Origin of the sequence: Ornithinicoccus hortensis (assembly GCF_006716185.1) — a bacterium.
GTDB lineage: Bacteria > Actinomycetota > Actinomycetes > Actinomycetales > Dermatophilaceae > Ornithinicoccus > Ornithinicoccus hortensis.
In genome coordinates, this window is record NZ_VFOP01000001.1 from 3,459,438 (window position 1) to 3,473,728 (window position 14,291).

Sequence of the window (14,291 nt, forward strand, 5' to 3'; positions counted from 1 at the left end):
TGTAGGCGCTGCCCCCTGGCAGCCCCAAAACGCCCCGGACCTCGGCTCCCGCGGCTACTCCGGACGCACCGGCGCGGAGCCGGTCAGGCGTTCCCGTCGAACATGCTGGTGACCGAGCCGTCCTCGAAGACCTGCCGGATGGCCTGGCTGATCAGCGGGGCGATCGACAGCTCGGTGACCTTGTCCAGAGCCCGGGCCTCGTCGCTGAGCGGCAGCGTGTTGGTCACGATGACCTCACGGGCCACGGAGTCCCGCAGCCGCTCGACCGCCGGGTCGGAGAAGATGGCGTGCGTCGCGGCGACGACCACGCTGCTGGCACCGTCGGCCATCAGCGCGTCCGCGGCCTGGCAGATCGTGCCCCCGGAGTCGATCATGTCGTCGACCAGGATGCAGGTACGCCCGGTGACCTCACCGACGACCCGGTTGGCCACGCTGTGGTTGGGGCGGGTGGTGTCGCGGGTCTTGTGGATGAACGCCAGCGGCGCCCCGCCCAGGCGCCGCGACCACTGCTCGGCGACCTTGATCCGGCCGGCGTCCGGGGAGACCACGGCCAGGTCCTCCGTGCCGTAGTGCTCCTTGACGTGGTCGGCCAGGATCGGCAGCGCCATCAGGTGGTCGACCGGGCCGTCGAAGAAGCCCTGGATCTGGGCGGTGTGCAGGTCGACGGCCATCAGCCGGTCGGCCCCCGCCGTCTTGAACATGTCCGCGATCAGCCGCGCCGAGATCGGCTCGCGCCCCCGGTGCTTCTTGTCCTGCCGGGCGTACCCGTAGAAGGGCAGGACCACCGTGATCCGCTTGGCCGAGGCCCGCTTGAGCGCGTCGACCATGATCAGGTGCTCCATGATCCACTCGTTGATCGGCGCGGTGTGGCTCTGCAGCACGAACGCGTCGCAGCCCCGCACCGACTCGTCGAACCGCACGTAGATCTCGCTGTTGGCGAACTCGTATGCCTGGGTCGGCACCAGCTGGGTGCCCAGCGCGGCCACCACCTCCTCGGCGAGCGCGGGGTGGGCCCGGCCGCTGAACACCATCAGGTTCTTCTCGGTGGTCTTCAGGATGCCGGTCACGCCGGGTCGCCTTCCTGTCCGGAGCCGGTATGCCGTGCCGTCCGGGCCTCCTCGGCCGCCGCGGCGGTCTTGCTGCCGGCCCGGCGCCGGTCCACCCAGCGGGGGATGTTGCGCTGCTTGCCCCGGGCCACGGCCAGCTCGCCCGGGTCGGTGCCCTGGGTCACCGCGGACCCCGCGGCGACGTAACTGCCGTCGGCGAGGTCGACCGGTGCCACGAGCACCGAGTTGCTACCCACGAAGGTGTGCGCGCCGATGGTGGTGTGGTGCTTGTCCACCCCGTCGTAGTTCGCGAAGATCGTGCCGGCCCCGATGTTGGCGCCGGCACCGATCGTGGCGTCCCCGGCATACGTCAGGTGCGGCACCTTGGCGCCCTCCCCGATCCGGGCGTTCTTGGTCTCCACGAAGCCACCGATCTTGCCGTTGGCCCCCAGCTCGGTCCCTGGGCGCAGGTAGGAGAACGGTCCCACCGTGGCGCCGGCGCCGATCAGGGCCAGCTCGGTCTGCGCCCGGACGACGGTCGCGCCGTCCCCGACCTCGGTGTCGGTCAGCGTGCTGTCCGGGCCGATGACCGCCTCGGACCCGACGATGGTCGCGCCGAGCAGCTGGGTGTTCGGCCGGATGACCGTGTCCTTCCCCACCGAGACCTGGCTGTCGATCCAGGTGGTGGCCGGGTCGACCACGGTGACACCCTCGCGCATCCACCCCTCCACGATCCGGCGGTTCAGCTCTGCACCCATCCGGGCCAGCTGGACGCGGTCGTTGACGCCCTCGGTCTGCCAGAGGTCCTCGATCATGTGCGCCCGGACGGCGCCACCGGCCTCGCGCGCCAGGCCGAGCACGTCGGTGAGGTACTTCTCCCCCTGCGCGTTGTCGGTCGTCACCCGGGTCAGCTGCTCGCGCAGCACCCCGGCGTCGAAGGCGTAGATGCCGGAGTTGATCTCGCGCACGTCGAGGGCGTCGGCGAACTGCCCGCCGGTCTCCCGCTCGCGGACGGCGTCCTTGTGCTCGATGACCCGGAGCACCTGGCCATCCGCGTCGCGCACGACCCGGCCGTAGCCGGTCGGGTCGGCCAGCTCGGCCGTGACGACGGTCACCGCGTTGCCGGCCTCCTCGTGCGCCGCCGTGAGGTCCTGCAGCGTGGCGGTGCTGAGCAGCGGGACGTCCCCGTAGGTGACCAGCACGGTCCCGGTCAGGTCACCCGGGAGCACGGTGAGCCCGCACTCCACGGCCCGGCCGGTGCCCTTGACCTCGTCCTGGTCGGCGATCAGGGCGTCGGCGTCGACCTGTGCGACGTGGCCCGCGACCCGGTCGCGGTCGTGCCGGACGACGACGGCGAGGTAGCCCGGGGAGGTGCCCCGCGCCGCGGCCAGCGCGTGGCCGAGGAGCGTGCGCCCACCGATCGGGTGCAACACCTTGGGGACCAGGGACTTCATCCGGGTGCCCTCGCCTGCCGCGAGGACGATGACGGCTGCCGGGTGGTGGGTGCTCACGCCGATGCGCTCCGAACTGTCGGGGGGGGCTGTCGGTTGCATGCTACTCGCCGGGAAGGTCCGGGCGTGCCTACCCCGGGAGGCAGACAGCGGGCTCCCCGGGTAGGAATCGAACCTACGTCGCTAATCCTGATTCAAAGTCAGGCGGCCCCTACCAGCAGAGCAACCGGGGAACGCCCGGACATGTGCCCGGGACCCACCAAGGTTAGGACAGATCCGCGGCGGATCCGACCCGGGTTGACATGATGGGGGCGTGACTCCCCGGGAATCGAAGGTCTCTGCCGCTGCCCGCCACCGGATGACCGGCCCCCAGCGACGTGAGCAACTCATCACGATCGGGCGCCGACTCTTCGCCGAGAAGGGCTTCGAGGGGACCACCGTCGAGGAGATCGCCGCCTCCGCCGAGGTGTCTAAGCCGGTGATCTACGAGCATTTCGGGGGCAAGGAGGGCCTCTATGCCGTGGTGGTGGACCGGGAGATCTCGGCCCTGCTGAGCTCGATCACCGAGGCCCTGACCAAGCCGGGGCACGCGCGCCTGCTCCTGGAGCGGGCCGCGATGGCCCTGCTGGACTACATCGAGACCTCCACGGACGGCTTCCGGATCCTGGTGCGGGACAGTTCCCCCGGCCAGTCCACCGGCTCCTTCGCCAGCCTGATCAGCGACGTTGCCACCCAGGTCGAGCACATCCTGGCCGCCGAGTTCAAGCGGCGCAAGCTCGACCCGAAGATGGCCCCGCTGTATGCGCAGATGCTCGTGGGCATGGTGGCGACCCCGGGCGGGTGGTGGCTGGACTCGCGCAAGTTCAAGAAGGAGGACGTGGCCGCCCACCTGGTCAACCTGGCGTGGAACGGCCTGGCCGGCATGGAGGCCAAGCCGCGGCTGCGGGAGAAGCCGGACAAGGGCTGAGCCCCCGGCGGATCAACGCCGCGTGCCGTCCCGCCCCTCCGGCTCGAACGGGATCAACAGCCGGCGTAGCTGGTCGGCCACCTCCTGCTGGTGCTGCGCCCCGAGGCCGGCGAGCATCTCCCGCTCACCGTCGACGAGGTCGGACATCGCGGCGTCCACGAGCTGCCGGCCGCGGGCGGTCAGGCCGACCAGCACCCCGCGGCGGTCGGTCGCCGACGGGTGACGGTCCACCAGGCCCCGCCCCACGAGCCGGTCGACCCGGTTGGTCATCGTCCCGCTGGTGACCAACGTCTCGCGGATCAGCTGCCCCGGCGTCAGCTGATAGGGCTCGCCGGAGCGGCGCAGCGCCGACAGCACGTCGAACTCCCACCCCTCGAGGCCGTGCTCGGCGAACGCGGTGCGGCGGGCCAGGTCGAGGTGCCGGGCCAGCCGGGAGATGCGGGACAGGACCTCCAACGGGGCGACGTCCAGGTCCGGGCGCTCCCGGCGCCACGCGGCGACGATCCGGTCGACCTCGTCGACTGCCTCCTCCGTCATGGACCCAGGGTAGACGCAGTCGAGATTCTCGACGTCAAGACTTTGCCGGTCGGGTCAGGGCTCGACGACCTCGGCGGCCTCCAGCCACTCGGCCTCGAGGGCCTCCTCCTGGGCGGTGACCTCGGCCAACTCGGCGGTCAGGTCCGCGAGCGCCTCCGGATCGGTGGCGGCCTCGGCCATCCGCTCGTGCAGCTGGGCCTGCCGCGCGTGCAGCTTGTCCAGCGCCTTCTCCACCCGGGCCAGCGCCTTGCGGGCCTCGCGCGCCTGCGCGGGCGAGGGGCCCTCGGGCTGCGCCCCGGCGGGTGCGGCCGGCGCGGCACCACCGGCCGGACGGGCGGGCGCCGACCGCACTGCCTCCTGCCGACGGCGCAGCTCCAGGTACTGCTCGACCCCGCCCGGCAGGTCCCGCAGCGAACCGTCCCCGAGCAGCGCGACCTGTCGGTCGGTCATCCGCTCCAGCAGGTACCGGTCGTGCGAGACCACCAGGAGCGTCCCGGCCCACCCGTCGAGCACGTCCTCCAGGGAGGTGAGGGTGTCGATGTCCAGGTCGTTGGTCGGCTCGTCGAGCAGCAAGACGTTCGGCTCGTCCATCAGCAACCGCACGAACTGCAGCCGCCGCCGTTCCCCACCGGACAGGTCGCCCACCCGGGACTGCTGCCGTCCGCCGGTGAAGCCGAGCCGGGTGGCCAGCTGGCTGGCGCTGATCTCCTTGCCGCCGAGCACGGTGAAGGACCGCACCTGCGTGATCGCGTCGATGACGGTGCGCCCGGCCAGCGGCTCGAGTTCCTTCAGCTCCTGGCTCAGGTAGGCGACGGCGACGGTCTTGCCGGTCTTCAGGGTGCCGGTCTCCAGCGGCAGGTGGCCCTGCAGCACCCGCAGCAGCGTGGACTTGCCGGCGCCGTTGACCCCGACGATGCCGTACCGGTCCCCCGGCCCCAGCCGCCAGGTGACGGAGTCCAGGATGACCCGCTCGCCCAGCCGAACCGTGGCATCCACCAGGTCGAGCACGTCCTTGCCAAGCCTGGTGGTCGCGAACCGGACCAGCTCCACCTCGTCGCGCGGCGGGGGCTCGTTGCCGATCAGCTCGGAGGCCGCGTCCAGGCGGAACTTCGGCTTGCTGGTGCGGGCCGGGGCGCCGCGGCGCAGCCAGGCCAGCTCCTTGCGCAGCAGGTTGGCCCGCCGCTCCTCGGTGACCGCCGCGACCCGGGCACGTTCGGCGCGGGCCAGGACGTAGGCGGCGTACCCGCCCTCGTAGGTGTGCACCTGGCCGTCGGTGACCTCCCAGGTCCGGGTGCTCACCGCGTCGAGGAACCACCGGTCGTGGGTGACCACGACCAGGCCGGTGCCGGGGCGGGTCCGCCGCGTCGACAGGTATGCCGCCAGCCAGGCGACGCCCTCGACGTCGAGGTGGTTGGTGGGCTCGTCGAGCAACAGCAGGTCGGGGTCGGCCACCAGCAGGGAGGCCAGCGCCAACCGCCGCTTCTCCCCTCCGGACATCGGGCCGACCAGGGCGCCCAGCCCGCCCACCGCCGCGGCGTCCAGCCCTCCGAGCAGTCCGTGCAGGATCTCCCGGACCCGGGCGTCACCAGCCCACTCGTGCTCGGCCAGGTCGCCGAGCACGGCCTGCGCCACGGTGTCCTCCGGCGCCAGCTCGTCCTGTTGGCTGAGCATGCCGCTCACCAGCCCGCCGACCCGGATCACCCGGCCGCCATCGACCTCCTGCGTGCCGGCCAGCACCCGGAGCAGGGTGGACTTGCCCCCGCCGTTGCGGCCGACGACCCCGATCCGGTCGCCGTCGAGGACGCCGACGGAGACGCCGTCGAGCAGCACCTGGGTGCCGACCGTGAGCGAGGCCCGGTCGGTCGTGACCAGCCCCGCCATCAGGAGGTGGACCCGTCGGTCGACCCGGAGGTCGACGTGGTGGGGCCGGGCGCGGACGGCGTGAAGGAGCCGACCACCTGGGCACCGGGGACCGGCCCGTCCACCCGGACGATGTCCCCCTCCGGACCGCGGGCCGCCAGACCCACGGTGAGGTCGATGGCCGCGTCGCTAGAGCCGACCAGGAAGGCCACGGTCGGGCCGGACCCGGACACCACGGCCCCCTCGACGTCCAGGTCCAGCCCCGCCTGCACCACCGTGGCCAGCGTCGGGTCCAGGCTCATTGCCGCCTCCTGCAGGTCGTTGTGCAGCGCGGCACCCACCGCGGTGGACTCCATGGTGCGCAGCGCCGTGAGCAGCTCCCCGGTCGGCTCGGGGTCCGGTGGCGTGTGGCCGGCCGCCTCCCGCAGCCGGTCGCACTCGGCATACACCTCGGGTGTGGACAGGCCACCGTGCCGGCTGATCCACAACACCCAGTGCAACCGCCCCCGGGCCAGCACCGGCGCCAGCTGCTCACCCCGACCCGACCCGATCGCGGTGCCCCCGTGCAGCAGGAAGGGCACGTCCGAGCCCAGCCGCGCGGCGAGCACGGCCAGCTCGTCCCGGCTGAGCCCGAGCCCCCACAACGCGTCGCAGGCCACCAGCGCCCCGGCCGCGTCGGCGGACCCCCCGGCCATCCCGGCCGCGACGGGGATCTGCTTGTCGATGGTGATCGAGACCGGTTGCTGCCCCCCGGACTCCTCCGCGAGCAGGCGCGCCGCCCGCAGCGCCAGGTTGCTGCCGTCCTGCGGCACCCGGTCGGCGTGCCGCCCCCCGACCCGCACCGACCAGTCGTCCGACGGGGTCACGATGACGTGGTCGTAGAGCCCCACGGCGTGGAACACCGTGGCCAGCTCGTGGTAGCCGTCCTCCCGCAGCGGCCCGACCACGAGCTGCAGGTTGATCTTGCCGGGGACACGGGCGGTCACCCCAGTGGGTGTGGCGGCGAGTGTCATGCGGTCACCCTATGGGCTGGGCCGGGATGTCCGGCCAACCCCCGGTCCGGTCCCTGCGCGCCGGTCAGCGGCCGCGGGCAGCGGCGACCGCGGCGAACTGGGTGACGTCCAGGCGTTCGCCCCGGGCCTGCGGGTCCACGCCGGCGGCGCGCAGCACCCGCTCGGCCTCCGCGGCGGAGCCGGCCCAGCCGGCCAGCGCCGCCCGCAGGGTCTTGCGCCGCTGCGCGAAGGCCGCGTCGACCACGGCGAACACCTCTTCCCGGGACGCCGGCGTCGGCGGCGGCGGGCGCCGCACCATGGAGACCAGGCCGGAGTCGACGTTCGGCGCGGGCCAGAAGACAGTGCGGCCGACCCGACCCGCGAGCCGGACGTCCGCATACCAGGAGGCCTTCACGCTGGGCACCCCGTAGGCCTTGCTCCCCGGGGCGGCCGCGAGCCGCTCGGCCACCTCCAGCTGCACCATCACCAGCACCCGGTCCAGCCCCGGCAGCACCTCGAGCAGGTGCAGCACGACCGGCACCGACACGTTGTAGGGCAGGTTGGCCACCAGGGCGGTCGGCTGCGGGTCCGGCACCTCCCGCACGGCCAGCGCGTCCGTATGCAGCACGGTCAGCCGGTCCGCCAGCGCCGGGGCGACCTCGGCCACGGTGTGCGGCAGCTGACCGGCCAGGGTCGGGTCGATCTCGAGGGCAGTGACGGCGGACACCTCGGGCAGCAGCGCCAGGGTCAGCGACCCCAGGCCGGGGCCGACCTCCAGCACCACGTCGTCGGGCCCCACCCCGGCGCTGCGCACGATCTTGCGGACCGTGTTGGCGTCGATCACGAAGTTCTGCCCCCACTGCTTGGTGGGTCGCACGCCCAGCCGGGAGGCCAGGGCCCGGACCTGCGCCGGCCCGAGCAGCCCGGAGTCCTCCGTCACCACGGCCCGTAGACCGCCTCGCTGTTGGCGGACAGCGACTCGCACAGGGTCGGCACCGCCAGGTTGAGGGTGGCCGCCATCGCCCGCACGGTGAGCGGGACCAGGTAGGGCGCGTTCTGCCGCCCCCGGTGCGGGTGGGGGGTCAGGTAGGGGGCGTCGGTCTCGACCAGCAGGTGCTCCGGCGGCGTGACGGCCAGCGCGTCCCGCAGGCCGCGGGCGTTCTTGAAGGTGACGGTCCCGGCGAAGGACAGGTAGTAGCCGCGCCGGACACACTCCCGGGCCATCTGCGCGTCACCGGAGAAGCAGTGCAGCACGGTGCGTTCCGGCGCGCCCTCCTCGTGCAGGATCCGCAGGACGTCGGCGTGGGCGTCCCGGTCGTGGATCTGCAGCGCCAGGCCGGTCCGCTTGGCCAGCTCGATGTGCCACCGGAAGGCCTCCTGCTGGGCCGCGATGCCGTCCTCGCCGGTGCGGAAGTAGTCCAGCCCGGTCTCCCCGACCACACGGATCCGCGGGTGGGCGGTCAGTTCCTCGATCTCGGTGAGCACCTCGTCCAGCTCCCCCGCCGCGGCGTGCGCCGGCGCCTCGTTGGGATGGATCGCCACGCCCCCGAGCAGGGCCGGGTGCTCCTGCACGACCTGGGCGGTCCACCGGGCGCTGGCCCGGTCGCACCCGACCTGCACCAGCCGGTCGACCCCGACGGCGCGGGCCGCCTCCACCGTCGCGGCGATATCGGGAGGGGGCGCCCCGTCCCGGCCCACGTCCAGGTGGCAGTGGTTGTCCACCACCGGGATCGGCAGCGGGTCCGGGGCCGGGGGCAGGCTCATTCGGTGCGGGCCATCCGCTCGAGCTCCTCGTCGGCGGCCCCCGGGTCGATCTTGCGGAACACCGGGGTGGGGGCGGAGATCGGCGTCCCCACCGCGACCGGACGCGACGCCCACTCCGGTGTCTTGGTGTAGTCGCCGGTGATGACGGGGTAGGTCCGGTCCTCCAGGTCCAGGTCCTGCACGTCCTCCCGGCGCGGCATCGGCATGAACTCCCCCTCGCCGCCCAGCACCCGGTGCACGACGTTCGCGCTGTGCGGCAGGAACGGGGCGAGCATCGTGTTGAGGTCGCTGACCGCCTGTGCCAGCACGTGCAGCACGGTGGCCAGCCGGTCGCGCTGGTCCTCGCCCTTGAGCTTGAACGGCTCGGTGACCGAGACGTACCGGTTGACCTCGCCGACCACCCGCATCGCCTCGGCGATGGCGGCGCGCTGGCGGTGCCGACCGATCAGGTCACCGACGGTGCCGAACCCGTCCGCCACCGTCTGCAGGACCGCCCGGTCGACCTCCTCCAGCTCACCGGCCTCGGGGATCTGCCCGAAGTTGCGGTGGATCATCGTCGCGGTGCGGTTGACCAGGTTGCCCCATCCGCCGACCAGCTCGGAGTTGTTGCGCTGGATGAACTCGGCCCAGGTGAAGTCGGTGTCCTGGCTCTCCGGCCCGGCCGCACAGATGAAGTAGCGCAGCGGGTCGGGCCCGTAGCGGGCCAGCACGTCACCGACATAGATCACGTGCCCGCGCGAAGTGGACAGCTGCTTGCCCTCCATCGTCATGAACTCGCTGGCGACCACCTGCGTCGGCAGGTTGAGCACGCCGTACTCCCCCGGCTCCCCGCCCCTGGCCCCACGACCGGCATACGCCAGCAGCTCCGCCGGCCAGATCTGGGCGTGGAAGGTGATGTTGTCCTTGCCCTGGAAGTAGTAGGAGACCGCCTCCGGGTCGTTCCACCACTCCCGCCACCGCTCGGGCTCCCCGATCCGGCGGGCCCACTCGATCGCAGCCGACAGGTAGCCGATGACGGCGTCGAACCAGACGTAGAGGCGCTTGTTCGGGTTGTCCCGCCAGCCCTCCAGCGGGATCGGGATGCCCCAGTCGATGTCGCGGCTCATCGCCCGGGGGCGGATCTCCTCCAGGATGTTCTGGGAGAACTTGATGACGTTGGGCCGCCACGTGCCGGACGCCTCCCGCTCGTCCAGCCACTCCGCGAGCGCCTCGGCCAGCGCCGGCAGGTCGAGGAAGAAGTGCTGGGTCTTCACGAACTCGGGGGTCTCCCCGTTGATCTTGCTGCGGGGGTCGATCAGGTCGGTCGCGTCCAACTGGTTGCCGCAGTTGTCGCACTGGTCCCCGCGGGCGTCGGCGTACCCGCAGATCGGGCAGGTCCCCTCGATGTAGCGGTCCGGCAGGGTGCGACCGGTCGACGGGCTGATCGCGCCACTGGTCTCCTGCTCCACCATGTAGCCGTTGCGGTAGCAGGACAGGAACATCTCCTGGACGACCGCGATGTGGTTGCCGGTCGTGGTCCGCGTGAACAGGTCGTAGGACAGGCCCAGGTCGACCAGGTCCTGGACGATCACCGAGTTGTTCTTGTCGGCGAGTTCCTGCGGGGTGACCCCCTGCTGGTCCGCGGTCACCAGGATCGGGGTCCCGTGCTCGTCGGTGCCGGACACCATCAGCACCTCGTGACCCGCCATCCGCATGTAGCGGCTGAAGACGTCGGAGGGGACGCCGAACCCGGCGACGTGGCCGATGTGGCGGGGTCCGTTGGCGTAGGGCCAGGCGACGGCAGACAGGACGTGGCTCATGGCGCCCATCCTAGGCGGCCTGAACTGCAGGATTGTTCCCGGTAGCCCTAGCGCGAACGGCCCGGGATGCCTAGGGTTTCGGGTAGCCGGTGACCTGACTCACCGGGTTTCACGATTCGGGAGACGCGATATGCAACGACGCATGGGCTCGGGGAGAGCCAGGACTGGGCTGCACCGCTTGGTGACGGCCGCGGCGGGGACGGCACTGGTGGCCGCGGCACTGGCCCCGGTCGGTGCCACCGCGGACGAGGTGGACCGGGACGACCTCGGCACCGCCAGCGACTACGGGGTGACCGCACCCGAGGCGAGCGCCAAGTTCCAGGACGGACAGCTCTCCGGCGCCGACCAGGTGCCCTCGGCATACTTCATCCAGCTCCGGGGGACGCCGACGGCGACGGGCGGATCGGCATACCTGAGCACCCTGCAGCGCTCCTCCTTCCTGTCCCAGGCCGCGGAGGCCGGCGCGGACCTGACCGTGCGGCAGACCTTCGACACCCTGTGGACCGGCCTGTCGGTCGACGCGGACGAGGCGGACGTGCGGCTGGCCGCGCAGTCCGACGCGGTCGTCGCCGTCTACCCGGTCTACCGGACCGACCGGCCCGAGCTGGCACCGCAGGACGACCCGCGGTTCGGCCCCCAGATGGCCAGCGCCCTGGCGATGACCGGCGCCGACAAGGCCCACGAGATGGGCTACACCGGCGAGGGCATGCGGGTCGGCATCATCGACACCGGCGTCGACGTCGACCACCCGGACTTCGGGGGCGGCGGCACGCCCACCGACGGGGTCCACGACGACTGGCAGACCCCGCAGCTGCAGTTCGGCTACGACCTGGTGGGCGACGCCTACAACTCCAACCCCGACGACCCGGCATACGACCCGGTCCCGGTCCCGGACGGCAACCCGGACGACTGCCAGGGGCACGGCACCCACGTGGCCGGCATCGCCGCCGGCAACGGTGACCCCGACGAGGGCGGGATCATCGGCGTCGCCCCCGACGCCGAGCTGGGCGCCTACCGGGTGTTCGGCTGCGAGGGTTCCACCGAGGCCGACATCATGCTGGCCGCGATGGAACTGACCTACCAGGACGGGATGGACGTGGTGAACATGTCCATCGGCTCCTCGTTCATGAGCTGGCCGCAGTACCCGACCGCCGTCTCGGCCGACACCCTGTCCGATGCGGGCGTCGTCGTCGTGGCCTCGATCGGCAACGAGGGCGACACCGGTACCTGGTCCGCCGGTGCCCCCGGCGTCGGGGAGAAGACGATCGGCGTCGCCTCCTACGACAACACCCAGGTCAGCGCGCCCTCCTTCACCTACGGCCCGGAAGAGACGGGCGTGCCCTACTTCGTGGCCGCCGGCTCCCCGGCCGCGCCCACCGAGGGCACCCAGACCGTGGCCCGGCTCGGTGACCCCGGCACGGCGGACGCGCAGGCGTGCACCGCCGACGGCGGCATCACCGAGGACCTCACCGGCAAGGTGGTCCTCATCGAGCGCGGGGTCTGCGCCTTCTACGAGAAGGCGTTCAACGCCGAGGAGGCCGGCGCGATCGGCGTCGTGCTCTACAACAACGTCCCCGGCATGATCAACCCCACGGTGGAGGGTGACCCGGCGATCACCGTCCCGGTCGTGATGATCTTCCAGCAGGACGGCCACGACCTCGACGCCTCCATCGTCGAGGGCGACGCCGACATCACCTGGACCACGCAGACCTCCTCCCAGCCCAACCCGACGGGCGGGATGATCTCCGAGTTCAGCTCCTACGGGATGACCGCCGACCTGACCCTCAAGCCCGACCTGGGGGCCCCCGGCGGGAGCATCTACTCCACCATCCCGCTGGAGAAGGGTGGCCACGGCAACAACTCGGGCACCTCGATGTCGTCCCCGCACGCCGCGGGTGCCGCCGCCCTGCTGCTGCAGGCCCACCCTGACCTGGCCCCCCAGCAGGTCCGGGACACGCTGCAGAACAGCGCCGACCCGGCCATGTGGTCGCTGAACCCCGCCGCCGGGCTGCTCGAGGGCGCCCACCGGCAGGGCGCCGGCCTGATCGACGTCGACGACGCGATCCTGGCCACCGCCGCGATCAGCCCGGGGAAGCTGTCCCTGGGCGAGGGCACCGAGGCCATCACCCAGACCGTCGAGGTCAGCAACGACGGCGAGAGCGACGTGACCTACACGATCGCCAACAACGCCGAGACGGTCGCCACCGGTGCCCCGACGACCGACCCGGGCTACTTCTACGCCCCGGCCACCCTCGAGGCCCCCGAGTCGGTGACGGTGCCGGCCGGCGAGACGGTGTCGGTGGAGCTGACCCTCACCCCGCCGGACCAGGACGGGCTGCAGTACACGGGCTACGTGGAGTTCACCGCCGAGGACGACTCGGTCCTGCGGGTCCCGTATGCCGGGTACAGCGGCGACTACCAGGAGATCGAGGTGCTCACCCCCGGCGCCATCGAGGGCGTGGAGTTCCCGGTCCTGGGCCAGCTCGTCGACTGCGCCGTGCTCGAGGGCTCGGAGTGCATCGGCGGCGGCACCTACGACATCTTCCCGGACACCGGTGAGGGTGACGAGCCGGTCTACGACCTGGCCGAGGGCAACATCCCGGTCTTCCTGGCGAACCTGGGGCACCAGTCCCGGTCGATGACGCTGACGGCATACGAGGCCAACGCCGACGGCAGTCAGGGCGAAGAGGTCGGCGTCGTCGAGGTCGAGGACTACCTGCCCCGGAGCGCCAGCCCCACCGGGTTCAGCACGTTCACCTGGGACGGCACGTTCGAGGGTGGGACCGTCCCGGACGGCAAGTACGTCCTGGAGGCCACCGTCCTGAAGGCGCTGGGTGAGCCCGGCAACGAGGCGCACCAGGAGACCTGGACCAGCGAGCCGTTCACCATCGCCGACGCCAGCGCCGACCCGACCTCGCCGACCGTCACCCGCTACACCGGCTACGACCGGTATGCGACGGCGGCCCGGATCTCCGCCGAGTACGAGCCGGGCGTCGACACGGTCTACATCGCGACGGGTCGCACCTTCCCCGACGCCCTGACCGGGGCGGCCAAGGCCGCGCTCGACGGGGTGCCGGTGCTGCTGACCCGTCCCGACGAGCTCCCCGCCGCCACGCTCTTCGAGCTGGACCGGTTGAAGCCGGCCGACATCGTCGTGCTGGGTGGGACCGCGGCCATCGAGGACGACGTGCTGACCGAGCTGGAGGACTACACCGACGGCACCGTCAGCCGGCTCTCCGGGGCCGACCGGTATGCCACGGCGGCGGCGATCTCCGGCGAGTACGCGCCGGGCGTCGACACCCTCTACGTCGCGACCGGGCGCAACTTCCCGGACGCGCTGGCCGGTGCCGCACGGGCCGGTGTGCTCGAGGGCCCGGTGCTGCTGGTGCGCACCGACGAGGTGCCGGAGGCCACCGCGGCCGAGCTGGAGCGGCTGGCGCCGCAGGAGATCGTGGTGCTCGGTGGCACGGCCGCCGTCAGCCAGGGGGTCGCCGACACCCTCGGTGACTACGCGGACGTGGTGGACCGGATCGGTGGCAAGAACCGCTACGCCACCGCCGCCGACCTGTCCTCGGCCTACGAGCCCGGCACCGAGGTGGCCTTCGTGGCCACCGGCCTGGACTACCCGGACGCCCTGGCCGGTGCGGCCCGGGCCGGTCACCTGGGCTCCCCGGTGCTGCTGGTCCGTCCCGACGAGATCCCCGCGGAGACCCTCGCCGAGCTGGAGCGCCTGGAGGCCCCCCAGGTCGTCGTGCTGGGTGGCACGGGGGCCGTCTCCGACGAGGTGCTGGGCCAGATCGAGGACCTGGTCTACGGCGACTGACCGCCCCCGGCAACAGGCGCCAAACGGGTGGGCCCGCGGAGCAGGTGCTCCG

Annotated in this window: 10 protein-coding genes and 1 tRNA gene; 2 read left to right on the plus strand and 9 right to left on the minus strand. The window is 72.3% G+C overall.

The features are described from left to right. Window positions 1-83: 83 nt before the first annotated feature. The 3 genes from FB467_RS16140 to FB467_RS16150 all read right to left on the minus strand — a co-directional run bounded on the left by FB467_RS16140 (window position 84) and on the right by FB467_RS16150 (window position 2,730). Entirely contained in the window at window positions 84-1,067 is a 984-nt protein-coding gene (locus tag FB467_RS16140) for a ribose-phosphate diphosphokinase (protein WP_141786008.1), read from the minus strand. Further along, complete coding sequence (gene glmU, locus FB467_RS16145) at window positions 1,064-2,557, minus strand: bifunctional UDP-N-acetylglucosamine diphosphorylase/glucosamine-1-phosphate N-acetyltransferase GlmU (protein WP_141786009.1); 1,494 nt, start codon at window positions 2,555-2,557, stop codon at window positions 1,064-1,066. The genes FB467_RS16140 and glmU overlap by 4 nt, the downstream gene beginning before the upstream one ends. A 94-nt stretch (window positions 2,558-2,651) precedes the next feature. Then, a tRNA-Gln gene (locus FB467_RS16150) sits at window positions 2,652-2,730 on the minus strand. A gap of 125 nt (window positions 2,731-2,855) precedes the next feature. Here FB467_RS16150 and FB467_RS16155 point away from each other — a divergent pair. Then, window positions 2,856-3,464, plus strand: a complete 609-nt coding sequence (locus FB467_RS16155) for a TetR/AcrR family transcriptional regulator (protein WP_141786729.1) — start codon at window positions 2,856-2,858, stop codon at window positions 3,462-3,464. A 12-nt stretch (window positions 3,465-3,476) separates the two neighbouring features. Here FB467_RS16155 and FB467_RS16160 read toward each other — a convergent pair whose 3' ends face one another. The 6 genes from FB467_RS16160 to metG form a co-directional block, all read right to left on the minus strand. Further along, window positions 3,477-4,001 (minus strand): MarR family winged helix-turn-helix transcriptional regulator, encoded by a 525-nt coding sequence (locus FB467_RS16160; protein WP_141786010.1) that lies wholly within the window; start codon window positions 3,999-4,001, stop codon window positions 3,477-3,479. A gap of 54 nt (window positions 4,002-4,055) precedes the next feature. Next, window positions 4,056-5,882 carry an ABC-F family ATP-binding cassette domain-containing protein gene (locus FB467_RS16165; protein ID WP_141786011.1) on the minus strand — a complete coding sequence of 609 codons (1,827 nt, stop codon included), beginning with the start codon at window positions 5,880-5,882 and terminating at the stop codon, window positions 4,056-4,058. Next, complete coding sequence (locus FB467_RS16170) at window positions 5,882-6,874, minus strand: 4-(cytidine 5'-diphospho)-2-C-methyl-D-erythritol kinase (protein ID WP_141786012.1); 993 nt, start codon at window positions 6,872-6,874, stop codon at window positions 5,882-5,884. The genes FB467_RS16165 and FB467_RS16170 overlap by 1 nt, the downstream gene beginning before the upstream one ends. Window positions 6,875-6,938: 64 nt before the next feature. Further along, a complete protein-coding gene (rsmA, locus tag FB467_RS16175; RefSeq protein WP_141786013.1) occupies window positions 6,939-7,796 on the minus strand; it encodes a 16S rRNA (adenine(1518)-N(6)/adenine(1519)-N(6))-dimethyltransferase RsmA in 858 nt (285 codons plus the stop codon). Then, a complete protein-coding gene (locus FB467_RS16180; RefSeq protein ID WP_141786014.1) occupies window positions 7,790-8,617 on the minus strand; it encodes a TatD family hydrolase in 828 nt (275 codons plus the stop codon). The genes rsmA and FB467_RS16180 overlap by 7 nt, the downstream gene beginning before the upstream one ends. Next, complete coding sequence (gene metG, locus FB467_RS16185) at window positions 8,614-10,416, minus strand: methionine--tRNA ligase (RefSeq protein ID WP_141786015.1); 1,803 nt, start codon at window positions 10,414-10,416, stop codon at window positions 8,614-8,616. Before metG ends, FB467_RS16180 begins: the two co-directional genes overlap by 4 nt. A gap of 181 nt (window positions 10,417-10,597) precedes the next feature. Between metG and FB467_RS19425 the strand changes: the two genes are divergently transcribed. After that, complete coding sequence (locus tag FB467_RS19425) at window positions 10,598-14,239, plus strand: S8 family serine peptidase (protein ID WP_141786016.1); 3,642 nt, start codon at window positions 10,598-10,600, stop codon at window positions 14,237-14,239. The last annotated feature ends 52 nt before the right edge of the window (window positions 14,240-14,291 follow it).